Genomic DNA, 15,875 nt, shown 5'->3' on the forward strand with positions numbered 1-15,875 from the left:
GATTAAGGACAATAAGTTTTTGTTTTTAAGCGGGGATAACTTACCAGCATTAGCAATCCATAAGCACGACTGTTCCAACTGGGAATTCAGGTTAGAGCCGCGCACGCAATATGGCACGATTGAGGCTTCTTATTTTGATCGCTCAAAAGGGCAGCAATGCCAAGTCAAGCATCATACAGGGTTTAGTGGTCCCGTGCGCCGTCTGCGGACTTGTTACACTTGTGAGGAAGAAGCACGAGCTGCTGCAGCATCAGAATCAGACCGACTTTGCCGTGCTGTGGGCAGTGGTTCTTTAACTCTAGAAGGACGCCCCGAAATCATGGCGGATCAACCTCTTTTATTGCAAGGGTTTCGCGGCGAAATCAATGGTCCATGGAAAGCCGCGACCGTCACCCACTGCTATGAAAAACAAAGCGGATACACCACAGAAATCACCTTTGAGGCACCAAACAACGGAAAGGAAACAGGAGAGAATAGAGGCTGGGCTGGTAGTCCAGCCAACGGGGATAGTTTAGCGACCAACCCGTCCGATGTAAGAGAACTCAACATCGCAGTCACTTCTTATCACTTAAAGCAATGAGAAGATGGCTAATATAGATGAAAGAGTGTTAAAAAATGATGGATACACTTTGTAAAGAAACATTAAAATCTGTTGATCCTATAGAACCAGCTGCCGCTTATGTTGGTGGCAAAATCAAGTTGGCAAAGACCATTATCAAAATCATTGAAGCCATTCCCCATCGCACTTATGCTGAACCTTTTGTTGGAATGGGGGGAATATTCTTCAGGCGGAAATTGATTCCCTTATATGAAGTCATCAATGATCGTTCAGGCAATGTGGTGAATTTTTTTCGGGTTTTGCAACGTCATTATCACCCTTTTATGGATCTGTTGGAGTTTCAGATAAGCAGCTGTGAGGCGTTTCAGCGTTTCGCTTTACAAGATCCAAAGGACGCTTACGGATTTAGAGCGGGCTTTGCGGTTTTTATATCTGAAGCGGTTGAGTTTTGGTGGGCTGTAGGACAGCTCAATGTCGCACCGCTTGAGGGAGCCGTGCATAATCGCCTAGATATGATCAATGATTTATCGGATGAAGGATTGGGATACTTTGATAAAATACGCGAAATCACAAATGTCAAAGAGCACCCAGTGGGTGAGGTTTTGCATGATGAAAATGGCAATGTCCTCTATGCAACAGATAAAAATGGACAGTATATCAAAGACAGCGATGGAGAATATATTACTCTGTATCACTTTTTAAATGCTGAAGATGAGCAGCATTTACAAGCAGGCTCCGATGGCAACAGGCGTATGTTCTATAATGGTATTTTTAACACACCAGATGAAGCAGCCGGTAATGCTGTCCACTTAGCTGATAATGAACATGAACCCCTTTATTTTACATACCACCCACAAGCTGAAGACAGGCTCGTAGAGCTCGGGGTAGCGATTTATGAGTATTTTGGGGGATGGAGTAATTCGACAAAGAAGTTCCAAGATTTTATCTATCGTTATGGCAATGACAAGGCTCGTGTTAGTGCGCATAGCCGGGGTAGTCTGACAGTAGGCAATGGAATGCGTGACTTTGAACAGCATGGCATTTACGGTATAGCAGAAAAAACAGATATCTATCTTTTTGGACCAGCTGATAACTCTCAATCAATAGCGAATGCACTCTATTATGTGAGTGATGGTAAAAAAGATCATATTTACTTACAAAACCATCTACTTGACCCCATTGGTACAGGAATTGGTTACAATCCACCTACTTTTTATAAGGTACCTTTGAAGTTTCCCTATGTATTATTTCCACCAACAATTCCAATAAGAGAGCAAGTGGGAGCGCTACGCGGCTTTAAGCCTAGCACCCATAATTGTTATGGTAATGCGGGGAAAAAATGTCAAGATGCTTATGGAACACCTCATCATGCAACAATTTATGCACCTCATGCAATTTTAGATAATTTAGGTTTAGGTTATTTATGGAGAAAAAAATGAATACACTGTTTAAATTATACTGTTTAAATTATTAAGTGTGATAGTTTTATTAAGTATAGCTGGATGTGACATATCAAATATCGACAAACCTCCTCCAGGATACGTGAATATGTGGGAGAAACCTGGTGCAGATTCTACTGAGGTAGGAAAAGCCTTATTAGAATGTGGAATGCCGAGTCTTATCGATCCTGATTCAGAAAATAGAAAGGTAAGCAATAATGGATGGGCAACAATTCATGCTTGCATGCTCCAAGCGAGATTTCACTATAAATATGATATGGGAGGCTGGTGTGGAAATCATTTTGGTTTCTGATGGAAAACAGTCTCATAAACCTGTTTTATCAGAAAACTCTACGTATCCAAGGGATTATACAGTAACTAATTCGCAAAAGATAGGAGGCTTTCATACACTCTGTGCGGATGTTGGTACGATTTCCGGTCATCCCTTATCCGGTTATCAAGCAGGAGATATATTGCCGAACTCTGTTTTGTGTTTGAATCACCGCCCGCATAGTTCTACCCGAAGGGATGGTCTATGCCCCTTCGTAAGACCTTTGGGTTGATATTTATCTTCAGTCAGGCTCAGGTGAAAATACCCGCTCGGCGTATAATATTCCTATTACGACGAACCGTCTACAAACAGATCACATATCCGATATGCTGCGTGTTAAGAAGGCTTTGCTAAATAATACAGAATTTAACTCTGCAGTGTATGGAAGCAATGAAGGTGGTGGGGTTCAAGGCAAAAAAGCACCTTTACCGAAACATTCTGGAGGTCATAAGAATACGGCAAATATACGGATTATTTCGCATATCGGTTGTGAAGATGGTTGTGGTTATGTTTGGCAATTTGTGAGAGATGTGTGTTTCATGCAAACAGTAACTGGAACCTCACCAAATGTACAGTTTAAAAAAGATATGTATGCATTTGTTGGCTGGTGGAGACTGATCAGATACTACGAATATCACTCCACATCTGCGTGCAATCATTATACGGAATGCCATTTATGAATCGGCTAGCGCCCGTGGCTGTAGTCATCCACAGCATTTTGTTGAGGAGGGGTAGATGATAGATCATCCAGAGCATTTAAATAGCAAGGAAGATTATCTGAATATGCTTGCCTTTGATAAGGCTGAAACAGTAAGAAAGCTAGAGCATCTTTTAGCAATGCCGTTTTATTGGGTTTTTGTTAAAGAGCTTGGAGAGGGAGAAGAGGGGATTGAAGATGACACGCATAAGGTTTGTATAACAACAACTATGCCGTTTGATTCAAATGGTGATTTTGTAGAAAAGCGTTCTCAGTATGAATTACAGGAAAGCGAATATACGCCGCTCTTTCAACTTGGCTTTCGTGTTGAAGAAGTCGAGCAACTGATCAAAGAACATAGTCAATAGAGATCATAAGAAAACATTTTTATCCAGCCTCACTTTTGTAGGGCTTTTTTATGGAGCTTTAGATGAGAAAGATATCGAAAGAAGGATTAGAACTTATCAAACAATGAGAAGGATTGCGTTTAGAGGCTTATAGAGACACGGCATGTGTTTGGACGATTGGTTATGGTCACACCAGTAATGCGGGTCATCCCCTTATCAAAAAAGGCATGTGTATTAGCCAAAAGCAAGTAGAAGAAATCCTTTGTGAAGACTTAAAGCAATTCGAGCAGATGGTAGAGGAATCGGTCACGGTTTCGTTAACGGATTGCCAATTCGCAGCATTGGTCTCGTTTTGCTATAATGTAGGAAAAGCTGCTTTTTGCAAGTCAACATTGTTGAAGAAGCTTAATCAAGGCGATTATGAAACCGTACCTGTTGAATTACAGAAATGGAATAAGGTCGGTGGGAAGCTTCTCGCTGGTTTAGCCAACCGTCGAGCAGCAGAAGCGGGTTTATGGGCAAAAGGGTCTTATGTTTCTTCAAATTATCAAAGGGTAGAAACGAAAACGGCAACAGGTCTTTTCAAGGTAGAAGCACTTGCCCCGATTATAGGGTCTTGTTCTGGTTTTGGAGGCTTGTTAGCAGGCAATGGACCAATCCAATGGGCATTAGTAGGCATAATGGTTTTAGCGGCTGTAACGGGCATAGTGATTGTTGTCAAGCGGTTTCGGGAGCAACGCTTATGATTTTCTGGCTAAAGAAATATTCTCTTATGTTTACAGCGGCTTTAGCCGTTTTTTTTATGGCTTTAGCCAAGGCGTTTCACCTTGGCAAACAAAGCGAACGGCAAAAGCAAACAGAGAAAGCTTTAAAGACAGCAACAACACGGCTTGAGGTTAAAATGAAGTTAATCGAAAAAGTGATGCTGGTGTGCGCACTGAACTTTCTCGTTGGGTGCGCGGCAAATAGGTCTGTTTCTTGTGGTGGCTGGTTGCCCATTTATGTGGTTGGAAAGATGGTCAAGAAACGAAGCACCAAAGATAAAGGTCTTACAGAAACAGAACAACAACTCTTTCTCGAGATGATAGAGACCTATCAAGGCTTAAAAATGATGTCACGCATCATGAAATTGATTGCCTTCATTCTCTTTATGTTTGTAATAGATTTTTCCCGTTTCGTGGACGCTCTAGAGAATAGCTTCTCACACCTCAAAAAGTGGATAACAAAAAGTTAGTGTACGTTTAGTTTTTCATATAATTATTCTTTGAAAAGGTCGGAGTGAGTTCCTGTACGAATAAGATATAATTTATCTCCTTCTATTCTATAAATAAGCAACCAATCTGGTTCTATCATGACACTCCGCCCAATCACCCTTTAGTGGATGATCACAGTAATGTCTAGGTAATGGTTTTTCTTCAATTAGTAGACTCAATAATATACGCAGCTTATTCATATTTTTACCGCGTTTTTCAGCTTTGCGCACGTCACGCTTAAATTGTCCTGAGCGAACAGGTATCAGCATATTAAATGCCTAAGTCCTTAAAAAGGGCATCAGCGTTTTTAAATGTCTCACCTTTACCTTCATCTAATTCCTTTATAGCTTTACGTGTGGCGTTATTGGGTACTTTGATATCGAAAGGTAAGCGGCCTTCTTCAGCTACACGCAAAAATGTCATACGGATGAGATCTGAAGCACTTAAACCCATACGCTCTAGGGTGATCATTGCTTGTTTTTTCATTTCAGTGGGGATACGGGCGCGAACGATAGAGTCAGCTTTCATGGTAAATTTTCCATTCATTAACCTTTATTATAAAGTAGCTACATTGTAGCTCTAAGTCAACTTTTTATAAGTGAGAACACTTTGGATCTCTGGTTTTGCTAAAAAATACCTCGAAAAGAACTCTTGATTCGCAATAATTGAGGAAAATCTTAAAAAGATTTGTTAGAATCAGAAGAAAATATTTCTTCTCTAATAGGACTTTTTATATGGTTACATCCTTTGGTAAAATTTTACGGAAACTTCGTCTTGATCACTCAGAACGCCTTTTAGATATGGCTAAAAAATTAGATATATCTGTAGCATTTTTATCATCTGTAGAAATTGGCAAAAAATCTGTTCCTGTAGGACTGGAGGAAAAGATAATTGAACTCTATGCTTTAGATCAAGAGAAGGCTTTACTCTTAAGAAAAGCAGCTTATGCTTGTCGCAAAAGTTTTACAATCAAGACTTCTGATCCGTTGAGGCGTGAAGCTGTTGGTGAGTTTGTTAGAAATTTAGAGAATTTTTCACAACAAACCTTAGCAGAATTAAAAGACCTTCTTGAGAAAGTTTGTAAAAAAGAGGCGTCCTATAGAGATAGGTTGAAAAATCCTATTCCCTAACTTTTATCTACATATCCCTCACTTAAAAAAACATATGAATTATCAACAGCTTAATAGGAATATAAAGCTATATGGTGGGCGATGAGAGACTCGAACTCCCGACATCCTCGGTGTAAACGAGGCGCTCTACCAACTGAGCTAATCGCCCAATGCAATGATTAGCAATTGAATGGGAACTCTTTAAGGAAAAATTTTTCTAAACGCAAGAATAAAGATGGTATTTGATAATTTTTTTTAAAAACGCATAATCCTTCTTGACATAAACGCATGAACCCCTTACACGACCGCTTGTACCAAATTAAATTGGTTTGAAAAAAATGCGCGGGTGTAGCTCAGTTGGTTAGAGTGCTGGCCTGTCACGCCGGAGGTCGCGGGTTCGAGCCCCGTCACTCGCGCCATTTCATGATTCCTTATGAAATTTCCTTTTTAAAATATCCGTACTATTGAGTAAGGTGGTGGAGTATTTGATTGAGGGATAAATATGTTTTTTCTTTTTATATGGTTTATAAGAATAGGACTTGCGTCTTTCTTTGCTCTGCGTTACCTATGCCGATAAGAAAAGTATCGCTCTGTATGCCTTTGAAGCAGTATAAATAGAGTTAGTAGAGCAATTATTAAATTTGTCTGTTTGGTCTCGCAATATTGAATCATTGTGTTAAACTCAGGCATTTCGTTACGATGGAAGAGGGTTATGGCTTATTTATTGAGCTCTTATTTACCGGTCTTGGTTTTTATTATTGTGTCAGCAATTATTGCTGGAGTTTTGTTAATTACACCTTACATTGTAGCATATCGTTCCCCCGATCCTGAAAAGTTATCGGCTTATGAATGTGGGTTTAATTCATTTAGTGATGCACGCATGAAGTTTGATATTCGTTTCTATTTGGTATCAATTTTATTTATTATTTTTGATCTTGAAGTTGCTTTTCTTTTTCCTTGGGCTGTTTCATTCGAATCAATAGGTATATTTGGCTTTTGGTCGATGATTGTGTTTTTAGCGATTTTGACTATTGGATTTATATATGAATGGAAAAAAGGAGCCCTTGAATGGAATTAAGATCTAATAATTCAACAATAGCTGCTCCAAAAACAAAAGGAATCATTGATCCCAATACTGGTGAGCTGATAGGATCTGACGATAAGTTTTTTCGTGATATTAATGCTGAATTATCAGATAAGGGATTTTTAGTTACCTCGGCAGATGCTTTGATTACTTGGGCACGTACAGGTTCTTTAATGTGGATGAGCTTTGGTTTGGCTTGTTGTGCTATCGAAATGATGCAATGTTCAATGCCTCATTATGATAATGAGCGTTTTGGATATGCACCACGAGCTTCACCCCGTCAATCAGATGTGATGGTGGTAGCAGGTACTCTAACAAATAAGATGGCTCCTGCTTTAAGAAAAGTGTACGATCAGATGCCAGAGCCACGTTATGTGATTTCTATGGGGTCATGTGCAAACGGTGGGGGATATTACCATTATTCCTATTCAGTAGTGCGTGGATGTGATCGTATCGTGCCTGTCGATATATATGTTCCAGGGTGTCCACCTACAGCAGAGGCATTATTATACGGCATATTGTTGCTACAGAAAAAAATCCGTCGTATCGGATCCATAGAGCGATAAAGAGTTTTCTTGTCATGATGGATGAAACTTTGATTGAACTTGCTGCTTATTTGGAAAATAAGTTAAAAAATAAGCTTGAAGAGACTGTCCTTGCTTTTGGTGAATTGACTATTGTGGCACGTCTTGATGCAATTATCGATGTCTTAATGTTTGTTCGTGATGATTCGCGCTGTCAATTTATTAATCTTACAGACATTAGTGGTGTGGATTATCCTTTTCGCGATAAGCGTTTTGATATTTCTTACCAATTGTTATCTCCTCGTGAGAATTTACGCTTACGTGTAAAAGTTCGTACGGATGAAAATACTCCTGTTGCTTCAGCTTGTACGGTTTATCCTGGCGCAGAGTGGTATGAACGTGAAACATATGATATGTATGGGGTTTTATTTTCAGGACATCCGGATTTAAGACGGATTTTAACAGATTATGGATTTGAAGGATATCCTTTACGCAAAGATTTTCCTGTGACAGGATTTGTTGAATGCCGTTATGATAATGAAGCAAAGAGGGTAATTTATGAGCCTGTTGTTTTGCGCCAAGAGATGCGTAATTTTGATTTTCTTTCTCCTTGGGAAGGAGGACAGTATACTTTGCCATGTGATGAAAAAATAGGTGGTGAAAAATAATATTAATTTTGATAAGGCGTTACAGTAGAGTAGTGTATTTTTTTAATAATTAAATATTTTTTAGTATGATAGATTTTTTTGATATTTGATATGAAGTTTTTTTTAAAGCAAGGGGTTGATGGTGGCTGAGGTCAATGTTCGAAACTTTAATATCAATTTTGGTCCGCAGCATCCTGCCGCGCATGGGGTTTTGCGCATGGTTCTGGAGTTGGACGGTGAAGTTGTTGAGCGTGTAGATCCACATATTGGGTTATTGCATCGCGGTACCGAAAAATTAATGGAAACAAAAACTTATCTTCAAGCGGGTCCTTATCTAGATCGTTTGGATTATGTTGCCCCTATGAATCAGGAACATGCTTTTGTTCTTGCTATTGAAAAGTTATTGGATATTAAAGTTCCTAAAAGAGGGCAATTAATACGTGTTTTGTTTTCTGAAATTGGGCGTATTCTTAATCATTTGCTTAATGTAACGACACAGGCAATGGATGTTGGTGCTTTAACACCACCGCTTTGGGGGTTTGAGCAACGTGAAAGATTGATGATTTTTTATGAGCGTGCCTGTGGCGCTCGTCTTCATGCAAATTATTTTCGTCCTGGTGGCGTGCATCAAGATTTACCAGAATCTTTAGTTGAAGATATTGGTGATTTTATTGATCCATTTCTTATTTCTCTCGGGAAACTTGATGCGCTTGTGACCCCAAATCGGATTTTTAAGCAGCGTAATGTGGATATTGGTGTTGTAAGTATTGATGAAGCTTGGGCACGTGGTTTTTCTGGGGTTATGATTCGTGGAGCTGGTGTTCCATGGGATTTGCGTAAAAGTCAGCCTTATGAATGTTACGATGAAATGGAATTCGATATTCCTATAGGTAAAAATAGCGATTGTTATGATCGCTATCTTATTCGTATGGAGGAAATGCGTCAATCAGCGAAAATTATGCGCCAATGTGTGGAGCGTTTACTGAGTACTGAAAAAAATGGGCCGGTTTCGAGCTTGGATCGCAAAATTGTACCACCGAAGCGAAGTGAAATGAAAAGTTCGATGGAAGCACTGATTCACCATTTCAAGCTTTATACGGAAGGTTTTCATACGCCTCCTGGAGAAGTATATGTTGCTGTGGAAGCTCCGAAGGGTGAGTTTGGTGTTTATCTTGTTTCTGATGGAACCAATAAGCCTTATCGTGTCAAGTTGCGTGCTCCTGGGTTTGCTCATCTCCAAGCTATGGATTTTTTAACCAGAGGACATATGCTGGCGGATGCTACAGCTATTTTGGGTTCGATTGATATTGTTTTTGGGGAGGTTGATCGCTAATGTCCGTACGCCGTCTTGCAGATGATGTTTATCAGCCCGCTGAGTTTTCTTTTACAAAAGAAAATCAGATATGGGTAAAAAATACTATAGAGAAATATCCTGTAGGGCGTGAGCAGTCTGCTGTAATTCCATTATTAATGCGTGCTCAAGAGCAAGATGGTTGGGTGACACGTGCTGCGATTGAGCATATTGCTCAGATTCTTTCCATGGCTTATATTCGTGTTTTGGAAGTTGCAACTTTTTACACTCAGTTTCAACTCAAACCCGTGGGAACAAAGGCACATATTCAAGTTTGTGGCACGACCCCTTGTATGTTGCGTGGATCTGGTGAATTAATTAAAGTTTGTCAGAAAAAAATTCATCATGAACCTTTTGCTACCAATCAGGATGGAACCTTATCATGGGAAGAGGTAGAATGTCTTGGTGCTTGTGTGAATGCCCCGATGGTTATGATTTTTAAAGATACCTATGAAGATCTTACAGCTGAGCGTCTTAAAGAAATTATTGATGCATTTGAAGCAGGAAAAGGTTCTGAGATAGCAGTTGGTCCGCAAAGTAGTCGTAAATCGTCGGAACCGATTAGTGGTTTAACTTCTCTTATTGATGATGAGAAAGAAAAAAAGATCTCTTAAGTCTTCACCAAAAAAGGATAAGGAAAGAATGGGAACATAATGAAGTATTTTTCTTGAAAAAATATTTTATTATTCTACCCATGATGGCAACATTTAACGAAAAGTAAGAAGTCTTGAAAAGATATTTAAAAATTGCATTTGAGGAAAAGCGGAAAATGCTATGGGTAATAGAAAAAAAGGTGGGGTATGCTAGCTGATAAAGATCGTATCTTCACCAATCTTTATGGTTTAAAAGACAAATCATTAAGGGCTGCGATGTTGCGTGGGCATTGGAATGGCCTGAAAGAGATGATTGACAAAGGCCGTGATTGGATCATTGATGAGGTAAAAGCATCGGGTTTACGCGGTCGTGGTGGTGCTGGTTTTCCTACCGGAATGAAGTGGTCTTTTATGCCAAAGCAGAATGATGGGCGTCCTCATTATTTGGTTGTCAATGCAGATGAATCTGAACCTGGAACTTGTAAAGACCGTGATATTTTACGTCATGACCCTCATACTTTGATTGAAGGATGTGCAATCGCTACTTTTGCTATGGGAGCGAATGTTGCTTTTATTTATATTCGTGGTGAATATATTCGTGAACGAGAAGCGCTTCAAGCTGCCGTTGATGAATGCTATGATGCAGGTTTACTTGGCAAAAAAACGAAATATGGGCATGCTTGTGATATTGTTATTCATCATGGAGCTGGTGCTTATATTTGTGGTGAAGAAACGGCTCTTCTTGAAAGTCTTGAGGGAAAAAAGGGACAACCTCGGCTTAAACCACCATTCCCTGCCAATATGGGGATTTATGGCTGTCCAACAACAGTAAATAATGTAGAGTCCATTGCCGTTGTTCCAACGATTTTGCGGCGGGGTGCTTCGTGGTTTTCATCAATCGGACGAGCAAATAATGTTGGAACGAAATTATTTATGGTTTCAGGACATGTTAATACACCTTGTACATTTGAAGATGCTCTTGGTGTTTCATTCCGTGAATTAATTGAAAAACACACGGGTGGTGTTCGTGGTGGATGGAATAATCTTTTAGCAGTTATTCCAGGGGGAGCTTCTTGTCCAGTCGTCCGCGGTGAGGATATGATCGATGCGATCATGGATTTTGATGGGATACGAGATGTCGGGTCTTCTTTTGGCACAGGGGGAATGATTGTTATGGATAAATCAACCGATATTATCAAGGCAATTTGGCGTATAGCTGCTTTTTTCAAGCACGAGAGTTGTGGTCAGTGTACACCGTGTCGTGAGGGGACGGGTTGGATGATGCGTCTTTTAGGGCGTATGATTGAAGGAAGAGCGCAAAAACGCGAGATTGATCTTTTGTTTGAAGTGTCTAAGCAGGTTGAAGGACACACTATTTGTGCGCTTGGAGATGCTGCCGCATGGCCTGTACAGGGGTTGATACGTAATTTTCGTCCGGAAATCGAGCGTAGAATTGATGAATACACGCGAAATGTAGTCCAAAGAAAAAATATTGCTTTGGAAGCAGTAGGATAGAAGATTTTTAAAAGAGCAACCGAATGCAAATTTTAAGTGGGTTATCCGCAGGTTGGATGGGTGATGATAAATATCAAAGTTGATGGCAAAGAGATTGAAGTTCCTGATTACTACACGTTGCTTCAAGCTGCTGAGGCGGCTGGGGCAGAAATTCCACGTTTTTGTTTTCATGAATCTTTGTCAATTGCTGGAAATTGTCGTATGTGTTTGGTTGAGGTTAAGGGTGGTCCTCCAAAGCCTCAGGCTTCTTGTGCTATGGGGGTTCGTGATTTACGATTAGGGCCTAATGGTGAAGCACCTGAGATTTTTACCAATACGGCGATGGTAAAAAAAGCACGTGAAGGTGTTATGGAATTTCTTCTCATTAATCATCCTTTGGATTGTCCAGTGTGTGATCAAGGGGGAGAATGCGATCTTCAAGATCAAGCAATGCTTTATGGACGAGATTGTTCTCGTTATACAGAAAATAAACGTGCTGTAGAAGATAAATATATTGGACCTCTTGTCAAAACTGTTATGACACGGTGTATTCATTGTACACGGTGTGTTCGTTTTACAACGGAAGTCGCAGGTATTTCTGAGCTTGGTTTGATCGGTCGTGGTGAAGATGCTGAAATTACGACGTATCTTGAAAAAGCTATGACATCTGAATTACAGGGAAATGTTATTGATCTTTGTCCGGTGGGAGCTTTAACTTCAAAACCTTATGCGTTTCATGCCCGTCCGTGGGAATTGGTAAAAACGGAATCGATTGATGTGATGGATGCGCTTGGTAGTGCTATCCGTATTGATAGCCGCGGCCGTGAAGTTATGCGGATTATGCCGCGTACGAATGAAGATGTAAATGAGGAATGGATCTCTGATAAAACGCGTTTTATTTGGGATGGATTACGGACTCAGCGGCTTGATAAACCATATGTACGCAAAGATGGAAAGCTTCAACCTGTCAGTTGGACAGAAGCTTTTACAAAAATTAAAATGGTGATCTCTAAAATTTTTCCAGAAAAAATTGGAGCCATTGCTGGAGATCTTGCTTCTGTTGAAGAAATGTATGCCCTTAAAGCATTATTGAGCTCTTTGGGATCAACGCTTTTTGATTGTCGTCAAAGAGGGGGGGCTTTATCGCCTGAGTTTGGTCGTTCGAGTTATATTTTTAATCCTACAATTGTGGGTATTGAACAGGCTGATGCACTGCTTATTGTGGGATCTAATCCACGTCATGAAGCGGCTGTTTTAAATGCGCGTATTTTAAAGCGCCAACGGATGGGAAATTTTCCTATTGCATTAATTGGAGAGAAAGTCGATTTACGTTATCCTTATTCTTATCTTGGATCTGGGAGTGATACATTAACGAAACTTATTCGTGGAGAGGATGTTTTTTTTAATGTCTTAAAAGAAGCGAAGAGGCCCCTTATTCTTTTCGGAGAGGGAGCTGTTTTAGGAAATGAGGGTTTATCTGTTTTAAAAAGTCTTGCTAAATTAGCTGATAATATTGGTGCTCTTAGTGAGACATGGAATGGGTTTGGGGTTCTTCATAATGCAGCATCAATTGTTGGAGGGTTGGATATAGGCTTTACTTCTAAGCTTGGGGTTGCAAATATACTTAAAACCTGTGAAGTTTTATTTTTGCTTGGTGCTGATGAAGTAGAATTAGCCAATACAAAAGCTTTTACAGTTTATATTGGTAGCCATGGTGATAATGGTGCACATGCTGCTGATGTTATTTTGCCTGCATCTGCTTACACTGAAAAATCAGGACTTTATGTGAATACAGAAGGACGTGTTCAAATGACAAATCGGGCTGGTTTTGCTCCAGGTGAAGCAAAAGAAGATTGGGCTATTTTGCGTGCTTTATCGGACATTTTAGGACAAAGGCTCCCTTTTGATTCTCTTTCTCAATTAAGACAATGCTTGTTTAATGATTATCCACACCTTTGTGCTGTTAATGATATAGTGCCTTCTGATATAAATGGTCTTAAGGTGCTTGGTTCACAAATGGTTTCTCTAGAGAGTCAAACATTTACTTCTACGGTTAAAGACTTTTATTTAACAAATCCGATAGCACGTGCTTCTGCTGTTATGGCTGAATGTTCATCTCTTGCAAAAAACCGTGCTACGCAAACTGTAAAGTAAGGGCAAAGGAAAAGGAATAATGATGTATGATTTCTTTATGACTTGGCTGTTGCCATTACTCATTATAATCGGAAAAACACTTCTTCTTTTGGTCGTGCTTTTGGTCTTAGTTGCTTATCTTCTTTACGCAGATAGAAAAATTTGGGCAGCGGTACAATTGCGGCGTGGTCCGAATGTTGTTGGTCCGTGGGGATTGTTACAGTCTTTTGCAGATTTAATTAAGTTTGTTGTTAAGGAACCTATTATCCCTGCAGCTGCGAATAAGGGTGTTTTTCTTTTGGCTCCTTTTGTTTCAGCGACACTTGCTTTATCAACTTGGGCTGTTATTCCTGTCAATGAGGGCTGGGAGGTTGCGAAGATTAATGTTGGCTTGCTTTATATCTTAGCCATTTCATCTCTTGAAGTTTATGGTGTTATTATGGGGGGATGGGCATCAAATTCAAAATATCCTTTCTTAGGAGCTCTTCGTTCGGCAGCACAAATGGTTTCTTATGAAGTTTCAATTGGTTTTGTGCTTGTAACTGTCATTTTAATAAGTGGTTCGTTGGATCTCACAACAATTGTTTTTAAACAAACGCACGGGCTTGGTACAACTCTTGGTCTTCCTTTTAATAGCTTTCTCGATTGGAATTGGTTGGTCCTTTTTCCAATGTTTATTATATTTTTTATTTCTGCGCTCGCAGAGACAAACCGTCCTCCATTCGATTTGGTGGAAGCAGAATCTGAACTTGTAGCTGGTCATATGGTAGAATATTCTTCAACGCCTTACATGCTTTTCTTTCTTGGTGAATATGTTGCGATTGTTTTAATGTGCGCATTAACAACCATTCTATTTTTAGGCGGTTGGCTGCCTCCCTTAGATGTTTGGTGGCTTAATTGGGTTCCTGGTATCATTTGGTTTGTTTTAAAAGTCTGTTTTGTATTTTTTTGGTTTGCTATGGTTAAAGCATTTGTTCCACGCTATCGCTATGATCAGCTCATGCGACTTGGTTGGAAGGTTTTTCTTCCTCTCTCACTAGCAATGGTTGTGATAACTGCTGCTTTTTTAAAGTTTACAGATTTCGTTTAAAAGGAGATTTTACGATGTCAGGTTTTATTCAGGCGGCAAAGTCACTTCTTTTATTGGAATTTGTGAGTGCTTTTTTCTTAGCCATGCGTCAATTTTTTTCACCAAAGCCCACGATTAATTATCCTTATGAAAAAGGTTTTGTGTCTCAGCGTTTTCGCGGTGAGCATGCATTGCGTCGCTATCCAAATGGGGAAGAACGGTGTATTGCTTGTAAATTATGTGAAGCAATTTGCCCTGCGCAAGCGATTACAATTGAGGCTGGACCGCGACGTAATGATGGTACGCGTAGAACTGTTCGTTATGATATCGATATGGTTAAGTGTATCTACTGCGGTTTTTGTCAAGAAGCTTGTCCGGTAGAGGCTATTGTTGAAGGTCCAAATTTTGAATTTGCAACAGAAACGCGTGAAGAACTCTATTATGATAAAGAAAAACTTTTAATAAATGGAGATCGTTGGGAGCGAGAAATTGCTCGAAATATATTGATGGATGCGCCTTATCGTTAAGTGTATCGTTAAATGAGGTGTCGGATATTTTTCCGATAAATTGTAATCTGGTATGAAGTTTATACCAATTCTTTGAATAATTAAGGAGAATCCTATGCTAACAGATCTAGCGGCGGCATTTTTCTATTTGTTTGCTTTTATTATGCTAACAAGTGCAGTTATTGTTATTACAGCACGCAATCCAGTGCATTCTGTTTTGTTTTTAATCCTTGCATTTTTTAATGCAGCGGCTTTATTTTTGCTTGCAGGAGCAGAATTTTTAGGGCTTATTCTGCTTGTTGTTTATGTTGGAGCTGTCGCTGTTTTATTTTTATTTGTCGTTATGATGCTTGACGTTGATTTTGCTGAGTTAAAGAGTGAAGCTCTTCGGTATGCTCCTATTGGAGCTCTTATTGGTGTTATTATCGCTGTAGAATTGATTGTTGTTTTTATGAGTAGCTATTTTCCTCCAGTATTGAGAATGCATGTTACGCAACCAATGCCAAATTTAGTGCAGCGAACAAATACACAAGCATTAGGTGATATTCTCTATACGGATTATATTTTCTATTTTCAAATTGCTGGAATGATTTTATTGGTTGCAATGATTGGTGCTATTGTTTTAACACTTCATCATAAATTAGGGGTAAAGCGGCAATCTATTGCTGAGCAGGTTTCTAGAACGGTAGAAAGTGCCATTGAAATCAAACAAGTTGAATCAGGCAAAGGTATATAAGGG

At 39.6% G+C, this 15,875-nt stretch carries 17 protein-coding genes, 2 tRNA genes and 6 pseudogenes; 22 read left to right on the plus strand and 3 right to left on the minus strand.

The annotated features are described in order from the left end of the window. From ACFIJS_RS04005 to ACFIJS_RS04050, 10 genes and pseudogenes are all read left to right on the plus strand, one after another. A pseudogene (locus tag ACFIJS_RS04005) lies at window positions 1-580 on the plus strand (hypothetical protein); the annotation flags it as partial. Window positions 581-618: 38 nt separating this feature from the next. Next, window positions 619-1,015 (plus strand): annotated as a pseudogene (locus ACFIJS_RS04010) (DNA adenine methylase); the annotation flags it as partial. A 38-nt stretch (window positions 1,016-1,053) separates the two neighbouring features. Then, window positions 1,054-1,998, plus strand: a complete 945-nt coding sequence (locus tag ACFIJS_RS04015; protein WP_375650184.1) for a hypothetical protein — start codon at window positions 1,054-1,056, stop codon at window positions 1,996-1,998. A 13-nt stretch (window positions 1,999-2,011) separates the two neighbouring features. Then, a pseudogene (locus ACFIJS_RS04020) lies at window positions 2,012-2,290 on the plus strand (hypothetical protein); the annotation flags it as partial. A gap of 4 nt (window positions 2,291-2,294) precedes the next feature. Further along, a complete protein-coding gene (locus tag ACFIJS_RS04025; protein ID WP_375650324.1) occupies window positions 2,295-2,561 on the plus strand; it encodes a hypothetical protein in 267 nt (88 codons plus the stop codon). Between the two features lie 94 nt (window positions 2,562-2,655). Beyond that, window positions 2,656-3,009 (plus strand): hypothetical protein, encoded by a 354-nt coding sequence (locus ACFIJS_RS04030; protein WP_375650186.1) that lies wholly within the window; start codon window positions 2,656-2,658, stop codon window positions 3,007-3,009. 55 nt (window positions 3,010-3,064) lie between these two features. Then, window positions 3,065-3,394, plus strand: coding sequence for a hypothetical protein (locus tag ACFIJS_RS04035; protein WP_375650188.1), 330 nt, complete (start codon window positions 3,065-3,067; stop codon window positions 3,392-3,394). 113 nt (window positions 3,395-3,507) lie between these two features. Further along, window positions 3,508-4,119 (plus strand): lysozyme, encoded by a 612-nt coding sequence (locus ACFIJS_RS04040; RefSeq protein ID WP_375650191.1) that lies wholly within the window; start codon window positions 3,508-3,510, stop codon window positions 4,117-4,119. Beyond that, a pseudogene (locus tag ACFIJS_RS04045) lies at window positions 4,116-4,342 on the plus strand (hypothetical protein). The gene ACFIJS_RS04040 and the pseudogene ACFIJS_RS04045 overlap by 4 nt, the downstream one beginning before the upstream one ends. A 34-nt stretch (window positions 4,343-4,376) precedes the next feature. After that, complete coding sequence (locus tag ACFIJS_RS04050) at window positions 4,377-4,607, plus strand: hypothetical protein (RefSeq protein WP_375650326.1); 231 nt, start codon at window positions 4,377-4,379, stop codon at window positions 4,605-4,607. Between the two features lie 23 nt (window positions 4,608-4,630). On the opposite strand, the pseudogene ACFIJS_RS04055 reads toward ACFIJS_RS04050, so the two are convergent. Both ACFIJS_RS04055 and ACFIJS_RS04060 read right to left on the minus strand, forming a co-directional pair. Next, window positions 4,631-4,895, minus strand: a pseudogene (locus tag ACFIJS_RS04055) (type II toxin-antitoxin system YafQ family toxin). 1 nt (window position 4,896) lies between these two features. After that, entirely contained in the window at window positions 4,897-5,154 is a 258-nt protein-coding gene (locus tag ACFIJS_RS04060; RefSeq protein ID WP_375650193.1) for a type II toxin-antitoxin system RelB/DinJ family antitoxin, read from the minus strand. A 206-nt stretch (window positions 5,155-5,360) separates the two neighbouring features. On the opposite strand from ACFIJS_RS04060, the gene ACFIJS_RS04065 reads away from it, so the two are divergent. Continuing rightward, window positions 5,361-5,756, plus strand: coding sequence for an XRE family transcriptional regulator (locus ACFIJS_RS04065; protein ID WP_375650195.1), 396 nt, complete (start codon window positions 5,361-5,363; stop codon window positions 5,754-5,756). A gap of 72 nt (window positions 5,757-5,828) precedes the next feature. On the opposite strand, the gene ACFIJS_RS04070 is transcribed toward ACFIJS_RS04065, so the two are convergent. Then, window positions 5,829-5,904 (minus strand) — tRNA-Val (locus tag ACFIJS_RS04070). Window positions 5,905-6,077: 173 nt separating this feature from the next. Here ACFIJS_RS04070 and ACFIJS_RS04075 point away from each other — a divergent pair. The 11 genes and pseudogenes from ACFIJS_RS04075 to ACFIJS_RS04125 all read left to right on the plus strand — a co-directional run bounded on the left by ACFIJS_RS04075 (window position 6,078) and on the right by ACFIJS_RS04125 (window position 15,872). After that, window positions 6,078-6,154: transfer RNA gene (locus ACFIJS_RS04075), tRNA-Asp, on the plus strand. Window positions 6,155-6,447: 293 nt separating this feature from the next. Next, on the plus strand, window positions 6,448-6,813 hold the full coding sequence (locus ACFIJS_RS04080; protein ID WP_375650198.1) for an NADH-quinone oxidoreductase subunit A: 366 nt from the start codon (window positions 6,448-6,450) through the stop codon (window positions 6,811-6,813). Continuing rightward, entirely contained in the window at window positions 6,804-7,385 is a 582-nt protein-coding gene (locus ACFIJS_RS04085; protein WP_375650200.1) for a NuoB/complex I 20 kDa subunit family protein, read from the plus strand. The genes ACFIJS_RS04080 and ACFIJS_RS04085 overlap by 10 nt, the downstream gene beginning before the upstream one ends. Before the next feature lie 17 nt (window positions 7,386-7,402). Then, window positions 7,403-8,011 (plus strand): NADH-quinone oxidoreductase subunit C, encoded by a 609-nt coding sequence (locus ACFIJS_RS04090; RefSeq protein ID WP_375650327.1) that lies wholly within the window; start codon window positions 7,403-7,405, stop codon window positions 8,009-8,011. 121 nt (window positions 8,012-8,132) lie between these two features. Further along, window positions 8,133-9,323: an NADH-quinone oxidoreductase subunit D gene (locus ACFIJS_RS04095; protein ID WP_375623698.1), complete on the plus strand. Its 1,191-nt coding sequence runs from the start codon at window positions 8,133-8,135 to the stop codon at window positions 9,321-9,323. Continuing rightward, window positions 9,323-9,995, plus strand: a pseudogene (nuoE, locus tag ACFIJS_RS04100) (NADH-quinone oxidoreductase subunit NuoE). Before ACFIJS_RS04095 ends, nuoE begins: the two are co-directional and overlap by 1 nt. Before the next feature lie 146 nt (window positions 9,996-10,141). Then, window positions 10,142-11,449: an NADH-quinone oxidoreductase subunit NuoF gene (nuoF, locus tag ACFIJS_RS04105; RefSeq protein ID WP_375650202.1), complete on the plus strand. Its 1,308-nt coding sequence runs from the start codon at window positions 10,142-10,144 to the stop codon at window positions 11,447-11,449. Window positions 11,450-11,512: 63 nt separating this feature from the next. Beyond that, window positions 11,513-13,582, plus strand: a complete 2,070-nt coding sequence (gene nuoG, locus ACFIJS_RS04110; protein WP_375650329.1) for an NADH-quinone oxidoreductase subunit NuoG — start codon at window positions 11,513-11,515, stop codon at window positions 13,580-13,582. 22 nt (window positions 13,583-13,604) lie between these two features. Further along, window positions 13,605-14,651: an NADH-quinone oxidoreductase subunit NuoH gene (gene nuoH, locus ACFIJS_RS04115; RefSeq protein WP_375644200.1), complete on the plus strand. Its 1,047-nt coding sequence runs from the start codon at window positions 13,605-13,607 to the stop codon at window positions 14,649-14,651. A 14-nt stretch (window positions 14,652-14,665) separates the two neighbouring features. Further along, on the plus strand, window positions 14,666-15,157 hold the full coding sequence (gene nuoI / locus ACFIJS_RS04120) for an NADH-quinone oxidoreductase subunit NuoI (protein ID WP_375650204.1): 492 nt from the start codon (window positions 14,666-14,668) through the stop codon (window positions 15,155-15,157). A gap of 94 nt (window positions 15,158-15,251) precedes the next feature. Beyond that, window positions 15,252-15,872, plus strand: coding sequence for an NADH-quinone oxidoreductase subunit J (locus tag ACFIJS_RS04125; protein ID WP_375650206.1), 621 nt, complete (start codon window positions 15,252-15,254; stop codon window positions 15,870-15,872). The last annotated feature ends 3 nt before the right edge of the window (window positions 15,873-15,875 follow it).

This window comes from Bartonella sp. OT172YNZD (assembly GCF_042193725.1).
Taxonomy (GTDB): domain Bacteria; phylum Pseudomonadota; class Alphaproteobacteria; order Rhizobiales; family Rhizobiaceae; genus Bartonella; species Bartonella grahamii_A.